The following is a 23,942-nucleotide window of genomic DNA, read 5'->3' on the forward strand; positions in this document are numbered from 1 at the left end:
TACCGCCGAACCCCAGCCGAGGCCCAGCCCCTGAGAATAGGCGGCTTCCGGCCGCCTCCTGGTGCGGGTTGGGGGGCTATCCTGAGGTGCGGACGTCCTGGACCCCGGCGGACCTGTTGTTGCTCGACACAGATGGCTGCGGGGAGCGGACCACGTCGTCCGGTCCCCCGGTACACCCCTTGGAGGGAACCGAGTGGTTCCTTGTTCTGGTGGACAGATTGGTGGACCGCTTGTTCGCCTGCCTCCGCCGGGTGCATGCCTCTGCCGGGAGCGTCCCGTCAGGAGCCTGGAGTCAGGCTCCGCACTCTGGCTCTGCCCGGCGGGTCTCTGGAACTGAGGCGTCATGTCCTTACCGCAGTTGAACCCACGACAGAAGGACCCGGGCTCTGATCACCCTGGCCGGTGAAAGCGATCTGGAGACGGTACCGCTGATGCGTGCGGCGCTTGAGCGATGCCTCCGGGACGGCATGCGCACCATCGACGTCGATCTCATCCCTGTCACCTTCTGCGACCTCAGCGGCCTCAACGCCTTCATCGAGGCGTTCCTACGCTCCACCGCGGCTGGGGGAACACTGCGGCTGCACTACCCGCCGCCCATGCCGGCGAGGACGATCGACCTGACCGGTTGCGGCTCCGTTCTTATGGGGCTGCCTGCCGTTCCAGGACCAGCCCTTCTCCAGGCCCCCCTCTCTCCCATCCTTGTTCCACTCCCCGTGGCGTGTTCCGAGACCTTGCGTCGGATCGCTCCTGCTGTCTCGGGCGGTGCGCTGTGATGACCTGGCCCCGGCGGAAGCAGCCACGCAGGCCCGTTGCCGACGAGTCGTCCGGCGTGACCGCGGTCCGGCTGCGTCGGGTGAACCGCTGGCTGCTGGAAGGCTTGCGCCAGGATCTGGCGGATCTGTACGTGGCCTCCTGCGAAACGGACCCCGGCGAGGAGTACCGCAGTCCCAGCCGGGAGGACTTCCTGAACCGTCTCACCGATGACGTCCGTCGCCCGGGGTTCGCCATGGTGATCGCGGAAACGGACGGGCTGGTGGGATGCGTCTTCGGTCTCCCGGTGCCCGGCGACGGCTTCTGGTGGCTCGGCTTCGACGGTGAACTGCCGTGCAGCATCGAGCAACTCACCCGTTCCGACAGGGTCTTCGCCATCACCAACATCCTGGTCCGCCCGTATCCGCAGGTCCAGGGCCAGGATTTGGCCCGCCTTCTGCAGGAGCGGCTGTTGACCGACCATCAGGCATCGCTCGGCACCACCTTGGTGGAGCAGGCCGATCTCCCGGCCCTCCAATCCTTCCGGTCCTGGGGATGGCAGGACATCGGAGAGATCTGGCGGCCCAACGGCCACACGATGTTCCGCGTACTGGTGCTTCCCCTCGGAGAGCGGACCGTGGCGACGCTGGAGGGGCTGGCCCGTCATGCCTGGACGCGGTGGCCCGGGTGATGCCCTACAGCCGGTCGGCGCGCATTCGCGTGCTGGTCGCCGAGCAGGCGGCCCGGCGTGGTGGCCGTGTCGGGGTCGTGGACGTGTGTACCGCGGCGGTGGCCGCGCTGCCGGTCGACGGGGCCGGGCTCTCGGCGATGTCCCGGACCACGGCGAGCCATCCACTGTGCAGTACCGATGCCATCAGCGAGCAGTTGGAGGAGCTGCAACTCACATTGGGCGAGGGACCGTGCGTGGACGCCTTCGCGCACGGCGCGGCCGTCCTGACCCCCGACCTACGCATCGGTGAACTGCAGGAGTGCTGGCCGGTGTTCGCCGATGCGGCGCTGGAGGCCGGAGCGCTCGCGGTTTTCGCGCTCCCCCTGCAGCTCGGGGCGATCAGCCCAGGGGTTCTGGACCTGTACGCCCAGGTCCCGGTCCGGTTGGGCGAGGAGGAGCTGGCCGACGCTCTGGCCTTCGCCGAGGTCGCGACGCTGGTCCTGCTGGACGCCCGGATCGACGCGAAAAGCGCACCACCCGACGGCAGCGCGGCGAAGGAACAGAACGAGGACCTGGGCGGGTACCGGGCGGAGATCTCCCAGGCCACTGGCATGCTCACCGTCCAGCTCGGTGTCGGCATCGACGAAGCCTTCGTCCGGCTGCGTGCCTATGCCTATGCCCACGGGCGCCGGCTCACCGTTGTGGCCGCCGACGTGGTGGCCCGCCGTCTCCGCTTCTCCCCCGACGCGGAGCCGACCCGGAGCGACGAGGACCCGTGACGCCCTCGCTCGGTCCAGTGAACGCACGATGTGCCGCACTTCCCGTCCGATTCCGGCAGAGCTAGTCTCGATAAAGGGTGTAGAGGATGAATGAGCAGCTCCTGGCCAAGACCTTCGTCGAGTTGGCGGACAACCTGGTCGCCGACTTCGACCTGATCGACTTCCTGCGTCTGCTGACCGACCGCTGCGTGGGGATGCTGGGCGCGAGCGCCGCCGGAGTGCTGCTCGCCGACCGCGACGGCGACCTGCGCGTGATGGCCGCTTCCGACGAGCAGGTGCGCCTGCTGGAGCTCTTCCAGCTCCAGAACGACGAGGGCCCCTGCCTGGACTGCTTCCGCACGGGTATGCCGGTGACGGTACCCGACCTGCGTACGGAGACCGCCCGCTGGCCCCGCTTCGTCGCCCAGGCCCAGCTCCGCGGTTTCGGCGCGGTCCAAGCCCTGCCCATGCGCTTGCGGGACGAAGTCGTCGGCGCGCTGAACCTCTTCCGCTCCGCTCCCGGCTCCTTCGACCCGGTCGGCACGCCCATCGCCCAGGCCCTGGCCGACGTCGCCACCATCAGCCTCCTGCAGCAACGGTCCGCCCAGCGCACCACGGTCCTCAACGAGCAGTTGCAGACCGCGCTGAACAGCCGCGTCCTGATCGAACAGGCCAAGGGCAAACTCGCCGAACGCCAGGGCATCGACATGGAACAGGCATTCACCGCCCTGCGCGGCTACGCCCGCTCCCACAACCGCCGCCTGTCCGACGTGGCCCGCGCCTTCATCGACGACACCGAGCCTCTCGCTGGTCTGGCGTCCTGACCCCGTGCCACAAAGAGCTTCGGCTGCCGTTTCGGCCTCACCGGCGTTCTCAGAGGCCCGCTCTGGCTGACGCGCCTATGGCCGAACTGCCCGGCATGGCTGCTCCGGGTGCGAGCTAGGTCTCTGCGCCGGGAGCGCCGGATCCGGATCCAGCCCACCCGAAGGAGCCACGACGAGCTGATCCTTGCCGCCGTCTTGTGCGGGGTGGATGCTGGGTGTGAGGGAGCAGGACCACGGCCGGCTCTCCTCCGGCATGCGGTCGGGCTCATCTCGATCATGGACGCCGGTGACGCGAGAGTACATCGGCACCCATGGGAGCCCTAGAAGAGCACCTGGCGTGATACGGCTCTGGGCAGCCGCACCGGTTGCGGTCCCGAGCCTCGGCCTGAGTGCGACGGTCAGGCCCGGCAGCGCTCGCCGTGGACCTACTGGCCATAGAGGTCCCTGTTCACAGGCGGCGCCAGCGGGCTGAGGCGAAGGAGAAGGCTCCGAAGGGGGTGAGCCCGATCGCCACGGCGACCAGGAGCCAGGGGCCCGTCGGGGTCTGCGTGAAGCTTCGGACCGTGGCGTCCACCCCCTTGGCCTCGTCCGCGTCGAACTGGACGGCCGCGATCAGGATGGAGATGCCGACCGCCGCGAACACCGTGCCGCGGGCCACACCCCCGCCCACCCCCAAGCCGGTCACGATCTGCCGCGTGCGGCGACTCATCGCGCCCACGTCCAGCTGTGGCAGGAACTTGCGCATCGCCGCCCGTACCGCGAGCACGACACCGATGCCGATCAGGAGACAGCCTGCGGCGCCCACAAGGAATTGGCCGTACGACAGTTTCAGCACTGACGCCGTCCAGTCCTTCGACTTGGCGTTGCCGCTGGAGCCTTGGCCACCATCGGCGGCGAACCGGGCGGTTATCCAGCAGACGGACGCATAGAAGATCGCCAGGGCACCGATGAGGACGTACACGACACCACGCGCCATAAAACCCGCCCGGCCCGCGGCGGTCAGCGTCTCCTCCTTGGCAGCGTGGGCGGCAGAACCCGCACCTCTACCCCTGTCCTGCGCTTGAGACGACGTCACGAGGTCCTCCCCCACGGCCACGGTGCGCGCGATGCGGGTCCTGGCCCCCGAGTGCCCGCGTAAGAAGGCGTGATGCGACGTGCTCGCAGCAGCCTGTTCACCGTTGGTAGGGGTACTCGGCCGGCATGCGAACCCAGGAACCGCGTCCCGGCGACCGCACGAAGCTCGCCTCCTTGGCTGCCAAGGGTTTGACCGGCAACCGCAGCGCGCGCCGGGCCGCCCTGCGCGGCACCGGCTCACTCGCCCTGGTCTGCGCCGCCATCCAGGCCGCCACCAAGGTGCTCGACAAGCGCCGACCGCTGCGGCATCCGCCGAGCAGGGCGGCGTCCTCCCACCGCACGGCCGGTGCGGCCGCCTTCGCGACGGCCGCCACCTTGGAGACACCCCGGCTGGGGGCCGCCCTCCTTCCCGTCGCCACGGGCATCGCCCTCTCCCGCCTTCGCGCGGGAGCACACGCTCCCGGCCGCGTTCTGGCGGACGCCGTGTTCGGCGTGGGCATCGCCGTGGCAACCTGCCGCTGGTGGCCGCTGCACCGCGACGAGCCCGCAGACAGCGCCCGGCCGAAGCTCCCGGTCCCCGCTCTACCGTCCGGCGAGGGTCTTGTCGTCGTCGTCAACAGCGACGCCGGCGGCGAGGTCGCGGCCGAAGTCGAACTGCGCACCCTGCTGCCCAAAGCGGACCTGCGGGTCTGTGAAGCCGGCGAGGACCTGTACACCGTGCTGCGGCAGGCCGCCGCGCAGGTACAGGCGCGCGGCGGCGCGCTCGGCGTGGTCGGGGGCGACGGCACGGTCAACGCGGCGGCCGTACTGGCCGTCGACAACCGGCTGCCGCTCGCGGTGTTCCCCGGCGGCACTCTCAACCACTTCGCCGCCGACCTCGGACTGCCGACCTTGCAAGAGGCCGCCGACGCCGTAGAGGAGGGCCGCGGCGGAACCGTCGACCTCGGACGGATCACCGGCGACGGCACCTGCACCTATTTCCTCAACACCTTCAGCATCGGCGTCTACCCCCAACTCGTCCGGGCCCGTGAAGCCCGCGAGACGTCCCTGGGCAAATGGCCCGCCCTCGCCGTCGGCCTGCTCCGCGTCCTGGCCGACGGCACCCCCATCGACATCACCCTCGACGGACGGCCCCGGCGGCTGTGGCTGCTGTTCGTCGGCAACAGCCGCTACGACCCGCCAGGCTTCGCCCCCTCCTATCGCCCCACCCTGGACGACGGACTCCTCGACCTGCGCCTCGTCGACGCAAACCACCCCTTCGCCCGCACCCGCCTCGTCGCGGCCTTCCTCACCGGCACTCTCGCCCGCTCTCGCGTCTACCGGGAAACCACCGCCACCTGCCTGCGCATCGACGGTGTGAACAAGGCAGGCGACTACACCCGGGACGGCGAGGTGAGCCCCGCCGCCGACACCCTCGTCCTCGACAAAAGGAGCCGCGCGCTCACCGTCTACTTGCCCGCTCCCCGGTGATCCCGTGCCTTCGGCGCACGGCAACGGAGTGCTCGTCCGGGGCTATGCTGCAAAGCAGACGCCCCAGACCCCGGCCACGCACTGCCAGTTGGGCACGATGCCTGTCCCGCACGTCTTCCGGTCTCCTGAACCGAGGCGCCCCATGCACACACCGCAGCACTCACACGAACCCGACGGCTCGGAGCCGTCCGCCATGGACGCCGTGCGTCTGCGCCGGCTGAACCGCTGGCAGGCCGACGACCTGAGTGAGGATCTGGCGGACCTCTTCGTCGAGTCCTCCGTAGCCGCGCCGGGCGAGGAGTTCCGCGGGCGCGAGGAGTTCCTGCGCCGCCTGGCCGACGACGTACGTCTGCCGGGGTTCGACATGCTGATCGCGGAAACAGAAGCCCTGGCCGGGTGTGCCTACGGATTCCCCGTGCCGCGAGACGGCTCCTGGTGGCAGGGGTTCGACGGGCCGTTGCCACAGAACATCGAGCAACTCACCGCGTCCGGCCATCTCTTCGCGATCGCCGAAACCCTCGTACATCCCCACGAGCAGACCCGCGGACTCGCGCGCCACCTGCAGGAACACCTGCTCGCCGACCACGAATCGTCCCTCGGCGTCACCTTGGTGGATCCGTCCCACGGCGCGGCCCGCGCGGCCTTCGAGGCGTGGGGCTGGCAAGAGGTCGGGCAGGTCCGTCGCAGCTTGCCCGGCCCAACAATGCTACGCGCCCTGGTCCTTCCGCTCGGGCAGCGCACAACGGAGCATCCGGACGGCCTCGCCCACAATGCCCGGACCCAACGCTCCGAATAGTCGTCAGCGTTGGCGGCCAGAGCTCGTGGAGGCGGGGAGGATCGTGTGGAGTTGGCTCCGGAGCAGGAGGCACTACGGATCGTGCGGCGATGCGCCGTTGCGACGTACTGGACACCCCGCCCGACGGAGCATTCGACAGAATTGCCGCCCTTGCCGCTCGCCTCTTCGACGCACCGGCCGCGACAGTACCGATCGTGGACACCGACCGGGTCTGGTTCAAGGCCGCATACGGCCTGACGGGGGTCACCCAAGTCGGCCGGGCCCCGGGTCTGTGCACCTCGGCCATCCTCACCGACGGCCCTCTGGTCGTCCCCGACACGCTCCAGGATCCGCTCGCCCGCACCCACGAACTGGTCACGGGGCCGACGCGGGCACGCTTCTACGCAGCCGCCCCGATCGTCACCCGCGACGGTCACCGCCTGGGCACCGTCGACGTGCTGGACACCGTGCCGCGCCGGATCACGCCTGAGCAGGCCGCCGCCCCGGCCGACCTGGCCGCGCTGGTGATGGACGCGCTGGAACTGCGGCTGTCCGCGCTGCGGATGCTCCGAGTGGAGCGGGAGCTGATGGTGGCCGAACACACGGCGCGCAAGCGGGCCGAGCGGGACCGGTCGGAGATGGCCGCCTATGCCTCCACCCTGCTGCCGCCCGCGCTGCCGGAGGTGCCGGGTCTGGAAGCGGCCTGCCACTACACCACCGCATCGGTCCACGACGTCGGCGGCGACTTCTACGACGTCTTTGCGCTCAGCACCGGGCGGTGGGCGTTCTTCCTCGGCGACGTCAGCGGCCGGGGCGCCCCCGCCGCCGCCCTGACCTCACTGCTCCGCTACACGCTGCGCACCACCGCCCTGCTGGAGCCGGACCCGTGTGCCGTACTTCGGGCGCTGGACTGCACCCTGCTGTTCGACGATGCGGACGGCAGCCGCTTCTGCACGCTGGTCTTCGGCACCCTCGCCCCCGCCTCCGCGGGCGGCTTTGCCGTCACCCTGGCCGGTGGCGGCCACCTTCCGGCCTACTCGCCGTATCCGGCCCGCGCAATGGGCGCGCCCGAGCCGAGCCGACGAGCCTGCCCGGCGAGGCGCTTTTCCTCTACAGCGACGGAATCATCGAGGACCTCACCTCCAAGGGCGCCCGGTTCGGTGAAGCCGGACTTGCCGCCCACCTCACCCACCACGCCGCCACCAACCGGGCTCTCGGCGCCTCCGCGATCATCGACGACCTCACCGGGCTCCTCGCCACCTTCCCCACCGGTCCCGCCGACGACGTCGCGCTCCTCGCCCTGAGCGCGACCTCGACGATACCGGCCAGGGCGTCCTCGGGCGCATCGGGCACCGCCCACACCAGCGTGCCCCTCCCCGCAAAGGTTTGGGATCCATGCACAGGGCCACCCGATGAGGGCGTCCGCCGATCGGCCGGGACGAAGGCACCGGAGAGTTGAGGTCACAGCTCCCGGTGCCGCCCGCTGAACACCCGAGCCGTCACCAGCGGTCGTGGAGGCGCCCCATCGCACGGCGCAGTTCCCGCCGCATCTGCTCGGGGAGCTCCTCCTCTCGCGTCGTGGCAACGAGAGCCGCCGCCACGTCACGGAGCTTGACGTTGCAGTGCTGCGACACATCCACCAGCAGGCCCCAGGCCCGCTCACTGGAACACGGAGCCAGGGCCATCAGCATGCCGCGCGCCTGGTCGATCACCGCACGGCTCGACAGCGCCCTGGCCAACTGATCGTTCTCCGCCCGCAGTCTGATGACCTCGGCCACCAGAGACGCATCCCCTGCCGAAGCCGCAGCCGTCACCTGCTGTGCGGCATGGGGCATGGTCGCTCGACGCATGGTGGCTACCTCACAACGCAGTGACCGGAGCCATGGCCTATGCATGCCTTCCTGGGGTGCCACAAGCGGTCAGCGGCGGGCGAGTTGCCGCTCACCGGCCGCACCGGGCTCGTAGGGCAGCCCGTAGTGCTTGAAGATCCCTGCCTCGTGCTCGGCGGGCAGAATGTCATCGGTGCCGATCGAGGGGGCCGTCTTCACCAGTGCTTTGGCATAGGCGGCCTTGAGGTAGCCCGGCCCGGTGATCGCGCCGTCGAAGGGGACGAACATCAGCTGGCGCCGGGTGGGCAGCCCGGTCCTCACGGTGGCCATGGCCGGTTCGTCGGTGGTGGTGTCCACATAGATCGATTCGAGGACACCGATCTTGCGCGAGTCCGTGTCCACCACGTCGAGGCCGCGCCACTCACGGACATCGGCTGACTGGATCATGGTCTTCTCCCGTCTGGGTTCATCCGCTGGGTGACGTGTGCTCGGCGCGGGTCGTCATGTCCGGTCTGCCCCGTGCAGGCGCCGCAGCGCACCGCGTAGCGCCTGGTCCAGGTGCTTGGGGAACGGGCTTCCCTCGGAGGTGGCGACGAGGGCGGCGGCCACTTCTCGACGTGAGAGATCGCAGTGCCGCGCGACGTCCGTCAACAAGGTGCCGGCCTCCCTGCGGGGACAGGGAACCAAGGCCATCATCATCCCGAGGGCTTGGTCGATCACCGCCCGGCCGCCCAGGGCCCGGCGCAACCGGGCGATCTCGGCCCGCAGTTCGACGACGGCCAGGTCCAGGGCCGCATCGCCCCAGGCCACCTCGGCTGCCATCATCCACCGGTCTTCCTGGATCCTGAGTTTCTGATTCATGACACCTGCCTCACCACGCACTGAATGCGCCCGTCCGACAGAGTCGGCGCGGGACGCGTGGGCACCGGAATCCGCATCGATCACCGATGGTGCTGCTCGTCCCGACGGTCCTGGCGCCTCCGGAGTCCCTGGCGCTGTCGCCGGTAGCGGCGGTCCCATCAGTTCTCGCGGTCTCTGTGGTCCCGGTAGTCGCGGTACCCGAGATTTCCGCCCTGTCCCCGGCTGCCCGCACGCCCCCAGCCGTAGCGCACGGCCACGAAGATCAGCACGGCCGCGACGGCTCACCACAGGGGATTGAGGAAGCCGAGGCCGAACAGGGCCACGATCAGGATGGCGAACAAGACGATCACGGAGGGCCTCCCCAGGCGGAACGGATCGATGCCGGGGACTGGGGCCTCGCTCCGCAGCGTAGTCCTGTCAAGAGGCAGTGGATACGCTCGGCCCGACGACGAGCAGGACGGAACCGGTGAGAGCCGGCATCAGGACGCTCAGGCCCGCCCCCGCCACCCGCGACGAGGCCGACACGATCTCGGGCTTGGCCCCACGCCGGAACAGCGTGCGATGCGGCGCGGCCGGGGTGGCGAGCAGGGCCGTGGCCAGCACCGCGAGCAACAGCGTGGTGAGGTACATCGCGCGCTGTGCCGGATCCAGTTCGGGAAAGCGGGGGGGGTGAAAGCCAGCGTCAGCAGGAACGCGAACAGAATCTGGACCCCGGTTTGAATGATCCTCAGTTCCTGCAGCAGCTCGCCGTAGTTCCGGTCGGCCCGCTCCAGCGCCATCTCATCGCGAGGGTGCGGACGTTGTCCTCGGCGTCCTCGGTCATGTCCCGGCAAGCTACTCGCCGCCTGCCGTCCAGTCCTCCTGCCGGTCGTAACCGGCCCGGCTCGCCTCGTCGGCGGGAACCGAGCCGCGGGGTGCGCCAGCCCTCGTCCTTGCCTCTGCTGCCTTCCTGCACCGCCTATAGGGCTGGCTGCTTGCGACCTGTTCAGGGCATGTGGCGGGGGCTAGCGTGCGCGGTGCCGCCCCGGTGCCGCCCCGGTGCCCGGCAGCGTCCCTTGGTTGTCGCGCCCCAGGGCGCCCCCGCGTATCGGAGCAGGCGTCGACCGCGGCACGATCACGCGCGGCGCCGCCTCCGCCTCCGCCGCCCCCACAGGGATTGCGGCTCAGGCCCGATGTGCCCCGCGCGGGCAGCCCCGCCGGTGCCCGTCCCGCCGTACGCACGCATGCTTCAGCAGGCGGTACCCATGTACGCGCTGGTCGTTCTCGTTCCCTTCGTACTGCTCGCCACGGTGATGGGCCTGTCCTGGTGGGAGGACCGCATCCTGCCGTCCACCGATCCGGCCGACGCTCCCGGCACGGTTCCGGCAACCTCAACAGCTCCGGACCAGGCGCCCGACCCCGCACTGCTCAAGGGCCGTTGACACAGGAGCCGGGCGGGCGTTGACTGACGGCACTGCGTAGGGCTATGCCGCTCCGGACCGTTCGGGCGACGCATTCCACCTTTCCGATTCGCCCGGACCCCGCGGATACCAGGAACCATTCCGCGCGATCTGGAGGCCCGGCGATGCTCATGTGGATTCTCCTCCTTCTGCTGATCCTGGTGATCTTCGGGTTCGGCTTCACCATGCAGATCCTCTGGTGGGTCGCGGCCGTACTGCTGGCTCTGTGGGTCATCGGTTTCCTCATGCGAGGCCGCGGTGGCAGTCGCAGCAGCGGCAGTCGGCGCCGGTTCAGCCGTAGCGGCAGGTGACCTCGCACCCAACCCACCCAGTGGACGAACCAAGGACAGCCATGAGTACTGGACAGACGTTCAGGAACAAGGCACAGGGCCTCAAGGGCCGGATCACCGAGCGCATCGGCCGGGCCGCCCGGAACAGGCGACTGCAGCGCGAGGGCAGGACCGACCGGAACTCAGGGCACCTGAAACAGTCCGGCGGCAAGATCAAGAAGGCCTTCCGCCGCTGACCACCAACGCCCCGGGTGGCGCTGACGGCGCGTGGACGCCACTCGGCAGGCACCAGCAGGACACACAACTTAAAAGAGACCAAAAGAGGTTGAGAGAAATGAAGCACAGCAGCGTACGAGGCCCGAGCCGCAGCGGGCAGCCATGATCACCGTCGTGGTCATCGCCGTGGTGGTCATCGCGGCGGGCACCCTCCTCTTCATCGGACGCACCCGGGCTCCCGGCGGTGGCAGGCGCAGCCTGCAGCGGCGGTTCGGCCCCGAGTATCAGCAGTCCGTCGACCGCCACGACGGTGACGTGAAAGCGGCCGAGCAGGAACTCAGCGAACGCGTCAAGCATCACCTTTCGCTCCACGAGCAGACGCTGCCACCCGAGGTCCGCGCACACTACGCGGCCCAATGGGCTGATTGTCAGGAGCAGTTCGTCGAGTCACCGCCCAAGGCTGTCGCCGAAGCCGACGCGCTCCTCGCACGGCTGGCAGAGGACCGTGGCTATCCCGACGGCGACCAGTTCGAGGAGCAGCTCGCCGCGCTCTCCGTCCACCACGCTCACTACGTCCACGGCTACCGCAGCCTGCACACGGCCGCCCGCGGCCAGTGCGGCACCGAGGAGATGCGGGAGGCCATGATCGAAGCCCGCCCCCTCTTCGAGGCGTTGGTCACCGATCAGTCGGCGGGCTCACGCCGGCGTCGTCCGCGATCCCCCGGCGCCCGCAGCCGCACACCGCGGACACAGACCCGGCGCCACGCGAAGGGAACTGGCACACGATGATGTACGACCAGGAACGCGCACAACAGCCCCGGGCCGATAGGCCGAACCTCGCCGAGCAGCATGCCTCGCAGTTGCCCCGCTCCGAACCGGCTCGCACACCCGGTCAGCCGGTCATCAGCACCACCGATCCCGACCACACCCCAAGCCTCGTGCTTCTCCCCCAAAGCGATCGGGACAAGCTCACCCTGCGGCTCCAGCATGCCCTCAACACCTTCGTGGAGAGCCCACGACAGGCGCTGGAGGAGGCCGACGGCGTCTTCGACGAAGCCGTCACCCAGCTGACCGCGACCCTCACCGAGCGGCACCGTGTCCTGCGTGCAGGCTGGCGGGGCCAGGACACTGAAGCGCAGACGGAGGAATTACGGCTCGCGCTCAGGCAGTACAAGGAGACCACAGAGTTGCTGCTGCGCATGTAGCGCCCGCCGGTCAGTGAAGCTGCCACCACGCAGGAAGCACAGCCGCCGCAGGAACTCGGTGCGCAAGCCCGCACCGGTTGACATGCGGCGGCTGTGCCCTGGAGTCGGCTCGGTCTGATTGACGCCCGGCGACGCACCGAGCACGACATGGTGGACGCTGCTCGGAGGATTTCCCGTCGGCCGGGCTTGTCCCACGCGCAGCGCCACCGGCTTCATGCTCTAGCGGGTACCGCAGGAGGCTCCTTCTTGGACCGTGGCCGCGATGAGGAACCGCGGGGGGCATCAGGGGTTCCTCCACCTCGATCCTCAGATCGTGGCTCACCAGCTGCTCAATCACACCGTCGCCGCCCGGGAGGGCGGTCCAGGTTGTCTTGCCCGTACCGCTTGGCATCGTCATCACCACCGCGCCGAACTGTGCCGACGGCACCCCCAGGAGTTCGCCGGTGGCCTTGTTCTTCGACTGGACTCCGGCCCCGCAGGCCCCCGCGATCCGTCCACCCCGCCCGACCTGAGCCCGCTCCAACGTCGTCTCCTCGCGCGGCGTAGGGTGACCATGGTTCACTCCCCAAGTGAACACCTGGGTGCCGTCCATGGACGTCATTTCCCCGGTACGGCGAAGCGCAGGATGCGCCCCCAGGTGGAGCCGTACTGTCGCCACAGCGGCCCGGTGACGTAACGAATGCCGTACTTCTCGCAGAGTTCCCGCACGCGCGGGGCGATGTCTGCGTAGCGGTTGCTGGGCAGGTCGGGGAAGGCGTGGTGCTCGATCTGGTGGCCGAGGTTGCCGCTGAGGATGTGGAAGAGCGGGCCGCCCTCGATGTTGGCCGAGCCCTGGATCTGCCGCAGGTACCACTGTCCACGCGTCTCGCCCTCTATGTGCTCCTCGGTGAAGGTCTGGACGTCGCCGGGGAAGTGGCCGCAGAAGATGATGGTGTTGGTCCACAGGTTGCGCACGGTGTTGGCGGTGAGGTTGCCGAGCAGGCACGGCAGGGCGGATGGCCCGGCGAGAAGCGGGAAGAGGACATAGTCCTTGGCGAGTTGGCGGGTTGCCTTGGAGAGGAACCCGCTCAGGTCGGCCGCGAAGGAGCGCCATGTCTTGCGTCCCGCGGCGACGGCATCGGGCTCCAGGTCGTACAGCGCGATGCCCCACTCGAAGAACGGGGCGAGGACGAGGTTGTAGAGCGGCTGGGCGAGATGGCGCGGGCGCCAGCGCTGGTCGGCACTCATCCGGAAGACGATGTATCCGAGGTCTCGGTCGCGGTCGACGACGTTGGTCCAGGTGTGATGCAGGTGGTTATGGGTGTGTTTCCATGCCTCGGCGGGGGTGAGGAAGTCCCACTCCCAGGTGGTCGAGTGGATGGCCGGGTCGCCCATCCAGTCCCACTGGCCGTGCAGGATGTTGTGGCCCAGCTCCATGTTCTCCAGGATCTTGGCGATGGAGAGCATGGCCGTGCCCGCCGCCCAGGCGGGCGGGAACAGCGAGACGGCCAGAGCTGTCCGGCCTCCCGCCTCCAGGCCGCGCTGGGTGGCGATCACGGTACGGATGTAACGGGCGTCGTCGGCGCCGCGTGCGGCGAGGACCTCGGAGCGGATGCGGTCGAGCTCCGCACCGAATTCCTCGCAGAGATCCTTGCCGAGGTGCTTTCCGGGGGTCGTCTCGGTGGAATCGAGCGGGGTCACAGTCACGGGGACTCCTTGGTGGCTAGGCGTCAAGGGCCAGCGGTCCCACCGCCGCCGAGACACAGGTCTGGATCATCTGGCCGGTCCGTTCGTGGACTTCACCGGTACGCAGGTCGCGTACGCGGCCGTACGTCAGGGGGGGTGAGGCAGCCGAAGCAGATGCCGCGTCGGCATCCGTACGGCATCGCCACACCCGCCGACTCGCCTACGACGAGCAGCGGGGTCGTGGCGTCCGCCGTGCTCTCAGCACCGGTGCGCGTGAACAGCACCCGGCAGCCGCTGCCTGCGGTGACCATCAGGATGCGGGGCGGAGGTTGGTCCGGAGGAGCGAATTCCCCTTGTGTCGGGCAGAGTCGAAGGACAGTGTCCGGAAGGGTCCGATGGGCCGGCCGCGGCGACACCGTGCCGTCGGGCACCGCCTTGACGGTGATCGTCAGGAACCCGTCCTCTCGACCTGGCACCGAAGTGAGGGAGTACGTGCGCCAATGCCCCCGGCCGGGCCGGAGGGTGAGCGTGGCGGCGTCCGCGGTCTCCGGGCTCACCGCTGTCACCCGCCCCACCGGGAAGCGGGCATCGAGGGGGGCACCAGTCCGAGATAGTCGTCCGGGGTGAGCGGACTGGTCAGCCGGGAGACGGCGGTCAGCAATCCACGTACGAGAGCCGGTACGGCAGGCATCCACGGAGTCCTCTCGTCTCACAGCACGAGGAGCTGCGTACGTCGAGTCGTCCCGGGCCCGGCTGAAGCTACGAAACCACGACTGCGCGAATCGACGCGCGGCCAGGAGGCGCATCCCGCCACACGCGAGCTGCGGAATCCGGCGAGCGCGTATCCGCACGGCGCAGTGGGCTGCGAGGGCACGTCCGGATAGACCGGGTGGAAATGGCCGGAAGGCGGCGCCGATTCCGCGCTGCCCGACCGCTGCATGAAGCGACCGCAACTCCGCTCCGCGCAGGGCTCTCATCGAGCACAGGAAAACCGCTCCTGTTCCCAGGTCGGCCCGGCAACAGGAGCGACGCCGCCACACCTGACGGCACGGCAGGTTGTCTGCCAAACGCGCGTCGGACGATCGCGCCACCCCGGCCGGCCCCGAACGGTCAACCGCTCAAGGCTTCCTCGGCGTCACGCCGCGTCGGCCAGTTGTCCCGCCGCTCCTGGGCCACCTCCTCACGGCTGACGGCCACCTCCTCACGGCTGCCGGCCAGCTCTTCATGCAGAGAGGCCGACCGCGCGGGGGCCGGTGCGGGGATGGCGGGCTCCGGGATCACGGCCCCTGCGGAGAGCGCGGCGTGCCTGTCGCGCCGGCGCACGAGCCGCCCGTCGGACTCGGCACTGCTGTGCCCACCCTCGCGGCTCTGATGTTCGAAAAAGCGGAGCATCTCCACGGGGAACGGCATCACGAGGGTGCTGTTCTTCTCGGCTGAGACGTCCACCACGGTCTGCAACAGGCGCAGTTGGAGTGCTCCGGGGGTGTCGGCCATGGTCGCGGCGGCATCGGTCAGCCGCTGGGACGCCTGGAACTCTCCGTCGGCGGCGATGACCCGCGCGCGGCGTTCCCGCTCGGCCTCGGCCTGCTTCGACATCGAGCGCATCATCGATTCCGGAAGGGCGATGTCCTTGATCTCGACGCGCTCGATGCGCAGCCCCCAGGGTTCCTCAGTGGGGGCGTCCATCACCTTCTTGAGTTCCGCGTTGATGTGGTCACGGTCGGAGAGCAGCGTGTCCAGGTCGGCCCTGCCGATGACCGAGCGGAGCGACGTCTGGGCGATCTGGGAGACGGCGGCAGGATAGTCGCGCACGTTCACCAGGGCCTTCACGGGGTCGATGACCTTGAAGTAGACGACCGCGTCGACGGTGAGCGTCACGTTGTCGGCCGTAATGGACCCCTGCGGCGGGATGCCCAGGACCTCGGTCTGTACGGACACCTTCCGCATCCGGTCCCCGATCGGCCGGATGACACGCAGGCCCGGCCCGCGGATGTCCGGCAGCAGCCGCCCGAAGCGGAAGACCACGCCCTTCTCGTACTGCTGAACGTTGTGCAGGCTCAGGGCGAGCAGGACCAGCCCGGCCACGGCGCACACCGCCAGCACGGTGATCAGAACACCCATGGTTCTCACTTTCCTTACGTCGATGACGGTCCCGGACCCGAGCGGCCCGTGAAGCACACGGCACGGGAGAGCCCCAGCCTGTCGTCTGAGATGCGGCCGGGGTCTCGGGCTGCTGTCGAGTCTGTGGCGACCCGGCGTGCCGCCCGCTTCAGCCAGGACGACTCCGTGATGCGCCGGTCCGGTCGGCAGCGAGGCCACCACGCGACGTCGAACGCCCCCGTCACCTCGCCGTCGGCGGAACACAAACGGTCGGATCGGCCTGCGACACCGTGCGCAGGCGCGCCGCGTCCACCATCAGCCGGTCCACGCGCGAGGTGTGAAGCGAACCCCTCTCCGGACCGACCGGAGTCGGCTCGGCGAGGTCAGATCACCGAAAGCGACAACGGCATGGAAGCCGGTGCACGAAATACCCTCGGTAACACCAGCGTACTCCGTCGACCGGCCAAGCGGACTCCCCGTCCCGGCAGTGCGGCCGGTCCCGGACCGGGCACGTGCAGCCTGCCCAGCCGGGTTCGGCGACAACACCCCCAGGCCCGCGCCCGGGTGCCGCGGACCCGGGGGTGGACCGAAAGCCACCCTCAAAGAACTACGGCTCACAACCCCACGCTGTCCCACAAAGCAGTGGCCATACTCTCCATCAGCCGCCTGACCTCCGCGTCCGTGGCGGCAGGCGGCACCACCCGTAGGTCCCACCGGCCACAGCCGGGCGCCAGCAGACAGACGGTGGACGGGGAGTGCTGGGTGGTCGTGCGGCGCAGGCGTACGACCTGATGGGCGACGAGCAGTCGACCCGGGAACGGGGACCATACGGCCTCGTCCACGAGAACGCTGGTGACCTGTCCCCAGGCGTGCGGCAGTACGGCCAGCAGCCTGGGCAGTTCGCACACCAGATCGAGCGAGTGGGGCCACCAGGCGCCGTCGATGCGCCGAGGCATGTGGCCCTGTGCCGGCTGGGACACCAGACGCAGGCGGACAGCGGACAACGAGGAGAGCGGGGGCGGCGGGGCAAGTGTCATGACAACTCCTGAACGGGATGCGGTCGCTCGTGTTCACGCGCGGCGGGCGGCGAGACGGTCCGGGGTGGGGCAGCGCACGTCCCAGCCCCAGCCGAGGCGTTCGAAGAAGCGGACCACGGCAGCGGACGGGAGAGCTGGCCGCGGTCGACGCCGTGCCGGGCGCAGGCGGGAAGGCACGGTGCAGGTTGTGCCGGCTCTCGCCGAACGAGAGCAGGGCCAGGGGCCACAGGTTGGTGGCACGGCCGTGACGACGGGTACGGAACGGCCGCTCACCGATCACATGGCAGAGGGAGCTCCCGCCCCACGTGACGTGGTGGAGCAGGGCGACACGGACAAGTCCCGCCCACAGCAGGGCGGTCAGGGCGGACACCCAGCTGCCGCCGATCAGCCACCCCGCGGCGAAGGGCAGGGTGAGGATGAGCACACAGGGCCGGGAGGGCCCGGGACACGGTCCGGATGTCACGGTCGGCCAGCAGATCGGGAGCGTAACTCGCCGCGGGCGTGCGGTCGTTGCGGAACGGCCAGCCGACATGGGCATCCACCGGTCCGCGCAACTGGCCACGTACAGGGGTGCCGTAGCGATACGGAGAGCGAGGATCGCCCGGCCGGTCGGTGGAGGCGTGATGGCGAATGGGGTCTCCCTGTTCGAGCGAAGCCGAGAGCTCGGAGAAGGATGGCGACGCCGAGGCCCGTGACGGTGTAGAGCACCGCGGCGATCAGGACATCGAGGGGATGGAACAGGCGCCCCACAGCAGCCGGACGGCCGGATCGAGTGAGAGACGTGCGCGGTCCTTGATCTCGTTGACGACAGTGCGGCCGGGGCCCCGGTCTGCGCCTCTTCGACGATGAGTGCGTCACGGCATCGCTGAGAGCGGATGCGAGTCGCACGGACGGTGGGTGCGGGCGCTTGGACTGGCTGGGACGTGGAGAGTGGTCAGCGGGGCCATCGGGCGATCTCGCTCTGGTGGACACGATCGGTGGGCGGTCTGCTGGAGCCGAGCGGACCGGCGGCGCACGAGGGGCCCAGCGTGAGTCGAGCGCCCGTTCCTGAGGGGCCGAAACGAGGACCAGACTGGTCCGAACGCCGGAGTACGACGTGCCCTCGACGTTGTCAGCGTACTCCTGCCGCTCGGGACGGCCGTTCCTGCGCATCTCTGTGGTGCGGTGGCCGCCAACGGCCGATACCCGACGGCGGGTTGGTCGGTCCTGAACTGCTAGCTACTGCTCTACCTACGGCACCGGGCGGTGAGATCTGCTCGCCATCCTGCCCGAGGCCGAGGTGAAGTTCGCTCTTCGCCGCGGACCGAGCCGGGCACACAGTCCCGACGGCCTACGCACCGCTCGATCCGGACGAGGCCGGGGGTACGAAGGCGGTGCCTGCGCGACGTCCGCAGCGGTACCGACTTACGGGCACGCCCACGGTAGTCACCTGATCGTGGTGCCGGCCGCCAAGCAGGCCAGCACTTGTCCACAGGGCGACCAGGCACCCAACCGCCAACGCACGACGTTGGACGCGAGCTCCGCATGATCACCCACACTCGCAGGGCGAGGTCCCCGATGTACGGGCGCCCCGAATGATCCGGTCGTACGCCCTTCACGGCAGCGGGTACCCGCCCCACACGGCGTACGAGGCAGATGAGTCAGCCGGTGATGTGAGCACCGCCGCCGTCCATCGGCCTCTGGCTCCCGGTCCCCGGGTCGGCGCGGCATCATCGAAGCCCAGCTGGGGCCGTATCGCCGACAACCGCGGTACCAGCCTCCGTCCTCCCGACAGATGCGGGGTACTCCCGCGACCCCGCTGCCGACACCCCGCCGAAGGCGCCCGGTGTCCACGCGTTCCGCGGTCATGTGACGCCTGGGAGGAGTAGTGACACACGCCCCGGGAGCGGAGTGTGTGAACTCGGTTGCTCCACCTGGCCCGTTGAGCCCGGACCAGGAGTACCCTGGAGGTATCGAGAGCATTTCGCACACTGGCTTCCATGCTGACGTCGTTCTCGGTGAGCAAAGATGCCGGGCCGCCGTCCACGGACAGTCGCCTGGAGACGGGTTCGCGCCATGTCCGCGACCATCAGCCTTCTTCCACCGCTTCCCACCCGACCTGCGGCCCCCGCCGTCCGCCTCTCGCTGAAAGCTCCGGGGGCGCCCCGTGGCCTGCTGGACGGCGCTTGGTGGCCCCGCTCCCGCGACCTGCTGCGGGAACTGCCCGATCTGACCGACGTGTTGGACTCGCACTGGGGGCGCATCACCCGCATCGCCGTCAATCCCACCCACTGGCCCGTCATCCCGCGCAAGGTGCCCGTCCACGGGCACGTGGTGAAGGTCGGCTGGTTCACGACGGAGCTCGACCCGCACAAGGTCCTGCTGCTCTCCTACACCGTCGGCCGCTGGGACCTCTTGGTGATCCCACCCGGCACCGGCGCCGACGCGGCCGCACGGCTGATGGCCGCCGCGAGCGACCCCGCAGGCCCGGCGCTGACCGCGAGCGCGCTGATGGCCGCGGAGGAATCCCGGCACGGGGACGCGTGCGCCGACCGGGCACAGGATCCCGAGGAGTCGTGGGAGTACGAGGGCGGTGCGTCCTCGACCCACTCCGCCCCCGTGTCCGTGGCCGGCCGTCCCGGAACGGGGCGGTGACCGTGACGGACACAGCCCTGACCATCAGCGTCATCCTGATCATGGGCGTGGCGTACGTGATCCAGCGGCTCAACGCCCTGCTTGCCGGTCAGATGGCGCCGCCCCGCTCGGGCCGGTTCCTGCCCGGCGGCCGGGGCGCTCGGGGCAGCGCCACGCGACCGGTCCCGGGCCTGCCCGGGCCACCCGCCGTTCCCGAACGCCGCGACCATCGCGACGGGGGCCGCGGACGGCTGCGCCCTCGGCGCCGGATCCAGCGGGCGCGCGCACGACGCTGAACCGGAGCGCAATCGACACCAACGCCCCTTCCAAGGCGCGTAATTGAATGCGCGGCGCCTTCGGGTGGGGAGCGCACGTGCAGCTTCTGGTCTCTCTCACTCGTCGTCATCGTCGGTCGGCGCCCCCTGGCCGAGACGCTGTCGGAGGCCGACCGCAGCAACCTCGACATCCGCGCGACCTTGACGTCGCCACCACCGAGCGGGGCGTGGAAGTCACCCTCGTCGAGCTCAAGGACATCCAGCTGCCCGACAGCGTGAAGGGCGCTATGGCCCGCCAGGCCGAGGCGGAGCGCGAGGAGAGGGCGAAGTCCATCAACGCGGAAGGCGAATCGCTCGTCGCGGCAGCGCTCGGGGATGCCTCGGACATCATGACGGCCCGCCCTGTGTCCCTCCAACTCGGCACTCTGCAGGGCCTCGTGGAGAACGATGCCGACAAGAAAACCACTCGTCCTCCCGCCCCGCTGATGAGCACCATCGGCGAACCGGGCGCCTTCCCCTCCACAAGGAATGCATCGCCGCCACGGGGGTACCCGCCCCGTCGCAGACCGGGACCGCCGAACCCGGTCGCGAACCACGGCCGAACCACAGCCCGGCGCGACCCCACAGCCCGTCCCGACATCGACCGGCAGAGAGCAGGCCCCATGAGCGACCCCACAACGGTTCCGCCCGCGGGCATCGGTGAAACGTACTGGCCCAAGGAGGAGTTCGCCCAGATCCGCATCGCCGCGGCCCACCCCGACACGGCCCAGCGCGTCGCCCGGCTGCTGCACCAGGTCTTCGTCACGGACGAGCCCCACAGCTACCCGTCGGACGGCGGCGGCACCCGTCCCCAGTTGACCGTGGACACGGCACGCGAAACGACCTCGCCGCCCGCTGCCCGCACCTGGCCGGCGGCGAGCGACTCGCACGCACGGCGTACGCACGACGAGGAAGTGTCCTGACCCCGGATCACGAATGAATCCCGCTCCGCAGCCCCGGACCCCGGCAGCGCCGCCCACAGCGCCCCACCGAGGCCAAGGAGCCCTGAATGTCCGCCCGTTCCACCCCCCGATCAGCGACCTCTGTGCCGGACGAGGCGCGCCCTCGCCCCGCGTACGACGGAACAGCCCCCTTTCCCGCAGATGAACCAGTGCCGCCGCGTACCGGCGGCGAGCGGCTGTACGTGGCGGTGACCGCCGCGATCGTCGTGGTGCCTTTCCTCGCTCTCGGCCTTGCCGGGTGGCTGCTGTGGGGACGCCTCATCCACCCCGCCGACGTGCTGCTCGCCCTCGGCCTCTACACGGTCACGGGCCTGGGCGTGACCGTCGGCTTCCACCGCGGCCTCACCCACGGCAGCTACAAGGCCATCCGCCCCGTGCGCATCGCGCTCGCCGTAGCGGGCTCGATGAGCTTCCAGGGGGACGTCACCGGCTGGGTCGCGACACACCGCCGCCACCACGCCTTCACCGACCGTCCCGGTGACCCGCACTCCCCTTACCGCTACGGCACGCATCTGAGAGGTCAGCTGCGCGGGCTCGCCCACGCCCACATCGGCTGGCTCTTCAGCAACGACCGTACGCCCGCTGCCCGTTACGCGCCCGACCTACTGGCCGACCCCGGCATCCGTGCGGTCACCCGGGCCTTCCCCGCCCTGTGCGTCCTCACGCTGGCGCTTCCGTTCGCCGCGGGCTGGGCCATCGGAGGCACCTGGCAACGCGCCGTAACGGCCCTTCTCTGGGCGGGCCTCGTCCGCATCGCGCTGCTCCACCACGTGACCTGGAGCGTCAACTCGCTGTGCCATGTGATCGGGCGGCGCCCGTTCCGCACCCGGCGCCACGACCGGGCCACCAACCTGTGGCCCCTGGCCCTGCTCTCCTTCGGTGAGAGCTGGCACAACCTCCACCACGCGGACCCCACCAGCGCCCGCCACGGCGTGGGCCGCGGACAGATCGACCCCTCCGCCGCCGTCATCCGCCTCCTCGAACGCCTCGGCTGGGCACACGACGTGCACTGGCCCACCCCCGACCGCATCGCCACCCGCCGCGCCTGAAGTCTCACACCCCCGCACTGGAGGAACCACCCACCGAGAAGAAGCGGCCCACAGCCCATCGACGGCGTCTGGTGGCCCCGCTCCGACGACCTGACCGCCGAACTTCCGCTCCTGATCCGCGTATTGCCGTACAACTGCTCCCAGATGGCCCACGTGACCATGAACGACACCATGTGGTCCGCCTTCCCCTGCCGGATCCTCATCGTCAACCACGTCAACCAGCTGCACCGCTTCACCACCCGGCACACGCCGAACACGATCTGCCTCGTCGCACCCGGCAAAGGCAGGTGGGACCTGCTGGTCATCCCACCCCGCACCGCCACGCCCGAGGCCCTGCGCCTGATGACCACCGCCGACACCCCCGAGGGCCCCTCCCGGCCAGACCTCTCCCCGGAGCGGGCGCTCGCCCCATAGGTCAACCGGGGCGCCCGCCCCCAGGAACCGCCCTCAGGCGTCAGCAACGCCCCGGCGCACATCATGGGCACCGGGCGAAACGACGGGTCAGCGGCTCTTTTCGACGGACTCGAGGATTGCCACGCACTCGACATGATGGGTCATCGAGAACAGGTCGACCGTCACGGCACCTTGCCCCCTCGCACAGGCGCTGATGGCCCAGTGGCTCTCCGTGGGCGGCTGTGCTTCGTCGCATCGCCTCCTCCTTCGGCCGTTGTCAGAGGCATGGGGCAGGGTCAGCCCTCCTGACAACGCCGCACGACGACGAGGAAGCGCCTTGGACGACGTCATTCTGCGAGGACCCCTCGGGCAGATGGCGGCAGCCGAAGCAGCCTAGGCAGGGTTGAACCCGACAGACCTCTATGCGGGGGCTGCCAGCTGATGGTCCACAGCCGTCTCCCCCGCGGTCTCGATCGTCTCCTGGCCGAGTGCCCCGCTGACAGTCTGGATGTCCCGCGTGCACGACGAGGCGCCAGACCAGTCCCGGATCGTCGATGTCCTACGCCGCCGCCTCGGAGAGCCTGCTCCACTGACGACCCACCACAACGCCACCAACGACAAGATGTACAGCGCGGCAGTTCATGCCACCCGCCGTAGGGAAAACGTCGGTACGGGCACCTCAGCGTTTCTCCCGACCGGCTCGCCGTGCACGACACGCGCCGCTGCCGAACGCGCCGCCATCAACAGCGCCCGCATCGAGGCGGCATGGTCCCTCGCCCGCCGCACCGTTCGCGACACCTGCTGTCTTGTCGCCATGGACCGCGACACGGTGGATCAGGTCATCAAGGACGTGGACGACACCTTTCGCGGCATGTCGACGTCAGAAGACAAAGCCTCTCCCGCCCCTTCGGACAACCCCGAACGGCGGTCCCGCCACGAAGACACCCATGGGAGCCGTTCGCAGAACAGCGAGAACGCCGTCCGCAAGCTCAGGCGGTGGTAACGCGACTCCTGCCAGATCTGTGCCACCCCCCTGGTCCTGCCCTCGCCCCGCCATCGCTACAGCGAAGCGGCTCATATCCGGGCCAGGGAGCACGGCGGTCCCGACCTCACGGAGAACCTTCTGTACCTCTGTCCGAACTGCCACGTCCTCTTCGACGGCGGAGCGTACGTCCTGACCGACGACCTCACGGTCGTCGACACCGTGGCGGACCGCCTGCTCACCGAACTCGAACGCCACCGGTGGCACTACATCGACCGCAACCATGTTCGCGACCACCGCCCCCACTGGATCAGCCGCAATCCCTCCCCGCGCACTCCATGCCGGCAAGGCGCGACGCAGGCAAGGACCGGCATCCTGCCGCACGAAATGGCTGCGGCCTCAGGGCTCGGCGCGTTCCTGCAGTCCTCGCACGTGACCTTCACCGCCGCAAGGCCGATACTGCCGAGAGCAGTACTCCAGGCGCGACTCGCTCGAGCAGGAGAGGTGCCTGACGGATCGTCACCAAAGCCGACAACAGGTCAGCAACAGCACCGCCGGAAGCCGCTTCGGATCGCTACGCACCGCCAAGATCACACACTGGCCGAACCTACTCCGACCAGCAAAAACACAGGCGAGGGACCTGCCTGCTCCCCTTCCTAGGAGACC

Annotated in this window: 26 protein-coding genes and 3 pseudogenes; 20 read left to right on the forward strand and 9 right to left on the reverse strand. The window is 69.6% G+C overall.

From position 1 onward, the window contains the following. Nucleotides 1-431: 431 nt before the first annotated feature. From AOK03_RS08935 to AOK03_RS08950, 4 genes are all read left to right on the forward strand, one after another. Complete coding sequence (locus tag AOK03_RS08935; protein ID WP_341845784.1) at nucleotides 432-773, forward strand: STAS domain-containing protein; 342 nt, start codon at nucleotides 432-434, stop codon at nucleotides 771-773. Next, nucleotides 773-1,441, forward strand: a complete 669-nt coding sequence (locus tag AOK03_RS08940; RefSeq protein WP_079074574.1) for a hypothetical protein — start codon at nucleotides 773-775, stop codon at nucleotides 1,439-1,441. The genes AOK03_RS08935 and AOK03_RS08940 overlap by 1 nt, the downstream gene beginning before the upstream one ends. Then, nucleotides 1,441-2,199, forward strand: coding sequence for a GAF and ANTAR domain-containing protein (locus tag AOK03_RS08945; RefSeq protein ID WP_055564661.1), 759 nt, complete (start codon nucleotides 1,441-1,443; stop codon nucleotides 2,197-2,199). Before AOK03_RS08940 ends, AOK03_RS08945 begins: the two co-directional genes overlap by 1 nt. Before the next feature lie 86 nt (nucleotides 2,200-2,285). Beyond that, entirely contained in the window at nucleotides 2,286-3,002 is a 717-nt protein-coding gene (locus AOK03_RS08950) for a GAF and ANTAR domain-containing protein (protein ID WP_055564633.1), read from the forward strand. A gap of 448 nt (nucleotides 3,003-3,450) precedes the next feature. Here AOK03_RS08950 and AOK03_RS08955 read toward each other — a convergent pair whose 3' ends face one another. Continuing rightward, nucleotides 3,451-3,978, reverse strand: coding sequence for a DUF1206 domain-containing protein (locus AOK03_RS08955; protein WP_167355588.1), 528 nt, complete (start codon nucleotides 3,976-3,978; stop codon nucleotides 3,451-3,453). Between the two features lie 224 nt (nucleotides 3,979-4,202). Between AOK03_RS08955 and AOK03_RS08960 the strand changes: the two genes are divergently transcribed. The 4 genes and pseudogenes from AOK03_RS08960 to AOK03_RS43860 all read left to right on the forward strand — a co-directional run bounded on the left by AOK03_RS08960 (nucleotide 4,203) and on the right by AOK03_RS43860 (nucleotide 7,780). Beyond that, nucleotides 4,203-5,546, forward strand: coding sequence for a bifunctional phosphatase PAP2/diacylglycerol kinase family protein (locus AOK03_RS08960; protein ID WP_079074575.1), 1,344 nt, complete (start codon nucleotides 4,203-4,205; stop codon nucleotides 5,544-5,546). Nucleotides 5,547-5,739: 193 nt separating this feature from the next. Continuing rightward, nucleotides 5,740-6,342 (forward strand): GNAT family protein, encoded by a 603-nt coding sequence (locus tag AOK03_RS08965; protein ID WP_244177531.1) that lies wholly within the window; start codon nucleotides 5,740-5,742, stop codon nucleotides 6,340-6,342. 617 nt (nucleotides 6,343-6,959) lie between these two features. Beyond that, a pseudogene (locus tag AOK03_RS44835) lies at nucleotides 6,960-7,298 on the forward strand (PP2C family protein-serine/threonine phosphatase); the annotation flags it as partial. Next, a complete protein-coding gene (locus AOK03_RS43860; protein ID WP_279616312.1) occupies nucleotides 7,208-7,780 on the forward strand; it encodes a SpoIIE family protein phosphatase in 573 nt (190 codons plus the stop codon). The pseudogene AOK03_RS44835 and the gene AOK03_RS43860, both read left to right, overlap by 91 nt. A gap of 40 nt (nucleotides 7,781-7,820) precedes the next feature. Here the strand turns inward: AOK03_RS43860 and AOK03_RS08975 are convergent, their stop codons facing one another. From AOK03_RS08975 to AOK03_RS08990, 4 genes and pseudogenes are all read right to left on the reverse strand, one after another. Further along, a complete protein-coding gene (locus tag AOK03_RS08975) occupies nucleotides 7,821-8,156 on the reverse strand; it encodes an ANTAR domain-containing protein (RefSeq protein WP_244177532.1) in 336 nt (111 codons plus the stop codon). 84 nt (nucleotides 8,157-8,240) lie between these two features. After that, on the reverse strand, nucleotides 8,241-8,597 hold the full coding sequence (locus AOK03_RS08980) for a PRC-barrel domain-containing protein (protein ID WP_055564637.1): 357 nt from the start codon (nucleotides 8,595-8,597) through the stop codon (nucleotides 8,241-8,243). Between the two features lie 54 nt (nucleotides 8,598-8,651). Further along, nucleotides 8,652-9,011: an ANTAR domain-containing protein gene (locus AOK03_RS08985; protein WP_063792454.1), complete on the reverse strand. Its 360-nt coding sequence runs from the start codon at nucleotides 9,009-9,011 to the stop codon at nucleotides 8,652-8,654. A 444-nt stretch (nucleotides 9,012-9,455) separates the two neighbouring features. Then, nucleotides 9,456-9,790, reverse strand: a pseudogene (locus tag AOK03_RS08990) (DUF6328 family protein); the annotation flags it as partial. A 444-nt stretch (nucleotides 9,791-10,234) separates the two neighbouring features. Between AOK03_RS08990 and AOK03_RS08995 the strand changes: the two are divergent. The 5 genes from AOK03_RS08995 (at nucleotide 10,235) to AOK03_RS09010 (ending at nucleotide 12,161) form a co-directional block, all read left to right on the forward strand. Continuing rightward, entirely contained in the window at nucleotides 10,235-10,432 is a 198-nt protein-coding gene (locus AOK03_RS08995) for a hypothetical protein (protein ID WP_157868895.1), read from the forward strand. A 143-nt stretch (nucleotides 10,433-10,575) separates the two neighbouring features. Then, entirely contained in the window at nucleotides 10,576-10,761 is a 186-nt protein-coding gene (locus tag AOK03_RS09000; protein WP_055564639.1) for a hypothetical protein, read from the forward strand. 41 nt (nucleotides 10,762-10,802) lie between these two features. Beyond that, nucleotides 10,803-10,976, forward strand: coding sequence for a CsbD family protein (locus tag AOK03_RS40660; protein ID WP_079074576.1), 174 nt, complete (start codon nucleotides 10,803-10,805; stop codon nucleotides 10,974-10,976). A gap of 142 nt (nucleotides 10,977-11,118) precedes the next feature. Next, entirely contained in the window at nucleotides 11,119-11,745 is a 627-nt protein-coding gene (locus tag AOK03_RS09005; protein WP_055564640.1) for a hypothetical protein, read from the forward strand. Then, nucleotides 11,742-12,161, forward strand: a complete 420-nt coding sequence (locus tag AOK03_RS09010; RefSeq protein WP_055564641.1) for a hypothetical protein — start codon at nucleotides 11,742-11,744, stop codon at nucleotides 12,159-12,161. The genes AOK03_RS09005 and AOK03_RS09010 overlap by 4 nt, the downstream gene beginning before the upstream one ends. Before the next feature lie 597 nt (nucleotides 12,162-12,758). Here AOK03_RS09010 and AOK03_RS09015 read toward each other — a convergent pair. From AOK03_RS09015 to AOK03_RS09025, 4 genes are all read right to left on the reverse strand, one after another. After that, a complete protein-coding gene (locus tag AOK03_RS09015; RefSeq protein WP_055564642.1) occupies nucleotides 12,759-13,841 on the reverse strand; it encodes a fatty acid desaturase family protein in 1,083 nt (360 codons plus the stop codon). A gap of 547 nt (nucleotides 13,842-14,388) precedes the next feature. Further along, complete coding sequence (locus AOK03_RS45140) at nucleotides 14,389-14,517, reverse strand: hypothetical protein (protein ID WP_425264364.1); 129 nt, start codon at nucleotides 14,515-14,517, stop codon at nucleotides 14,389-14,391. A gap of 419 nt (nucleotides 14,518-14,936) precedes the next feature. Next, on the reverse strand, nucleotides 14,937-15,947 hold the full coding sequence (locus AOK03_RS09020; RefSeq protein WP_079074577.1) for an SPFH domain-containing protein: 1,011 nt from the start codon (nucleotides 15,945-15,947) through the stop codon (nucleotides 14,937-14,939). 593 nt (nucleotides 15,948-16,540) lie between these two features. Continuing rightward, nucleotides 16,541-16,963: a DUF5994 family protein gene (locus AOK03_RS09025; RefSeq protein ID WP_055564643.1), complete on the reverse strand. Its 423-nt coding sequence runs from the start codon at nucleotides 16,961-16,963 to the stop codon at nucleotides 16,541-16,543. Nucleotides 16,964-19,018: 2,055 nt separating this feature from the next. Between AOK03_RS09025 and AOK03_RS09030 the strand changes: the two genes are divergently transcribed. The 7 genes and pseudogenes from AOK03_RS09030 to AOK03_RS41780 all read left to right on the forward strand — a co-directional run bounded on the left by AOK03_RS09030 (nucleotide 19,019) and on the right by AOK03_RS41780 (nucleotide 23,936). Beyond that, complete coding sequence (locus tag AOK03_RS09030; RefSeq protein ID WP_055564644.1) at nucleotides 19,019-19,597, forward strand: DUF5994 family protein; 579 nt, start codon at nucleotides 19,019-19,021, stop codon at nucleotides 19,595-19,597. Nucleotides 19,598-19,599: 2 nt separating this feature from the next. Continuing rightward, nucleotides 19,600-19,872 (forward strand): hypothetical protein, encoded by a 273-nt coding sequence (locus AOK03_RS09035; RefSeq protein ID WP_244177533.1) that lies wholly within the window; start codon nucleotides 19,600-19,602, stop codon nucleotides 19,870-19,872. 206 nt (nucleotides 19,873-20,078) lie between these two features. Continuing rightward, complete coding sequence (locus tag AOK03_RS43405; RefSeq protein WP_208609517.1) at nucleotides 20,079-20,813, forward strand: SPFH domain-containing protein; 735 nt, start codon at nucleotides 20,079-20,081, stop codon at nucleotides 20,811-20,813. Between the two features lie 86 nt (nucleotides 20,814-20,899). Next, nucleotides 20,900-21,901, forward strand: a complete 1,002-nt coding sequence (locus AOK03_RS09045) for an acyl-CoA desaturase (protein ID WP_055564645.1) — start codon at nucleotides 20,900-20,902, stop codon at nucleotides 21,899-21,901. Nucleotides 21,902-21,949: 48 nt separating this feature from the next. Beyond that, nucleotides 21,950-22,315 (forward strand): annotated as a pseudogene (locus AOK03_RS43410) (DUF5994 family protein); the annotation flags it as partial. A 496-nt stretch (nucleotides 22,316-22,811) separates the two neighbouring features. Then, nucleotides 22,812-23,297 (forward strand): hypothetical protein, encoded by a 486-nt coding sequence (locus AOK03_RS09055; RefSeq protein ID WP_055564646.1) that lies wholly within the window; start codon nucleotides 22,812-22,814, stop codon nucleotides 23,295-23,297. A 15-nt stretch (nucleotides 23,298-23,312) separates the two neighbouring features. Next, a complete protein-coding gene (locus AOK03_RS41780) occupies nucleotides 23,313-23,936 on the forward strand; it encodes an HNH endonuclease (RefSeq protein ID WP_107097958.1) in 624 nt (207 codons plus the stop codon). The last annotated feature ends 6 nt before the right edge of the window (nucleotides 23,937-23,942 follow it).

The sequence above is a fragment of the Streptomyces atriruber genome, from assembly GCF_001418325.1.
GTDB classification, from domain to species: Bacteria; Actinomycetota; Actinomycetes; order Streptomycetales; family Streptomycetaceae; genus Streptomyces; species Streptomyces atriruber.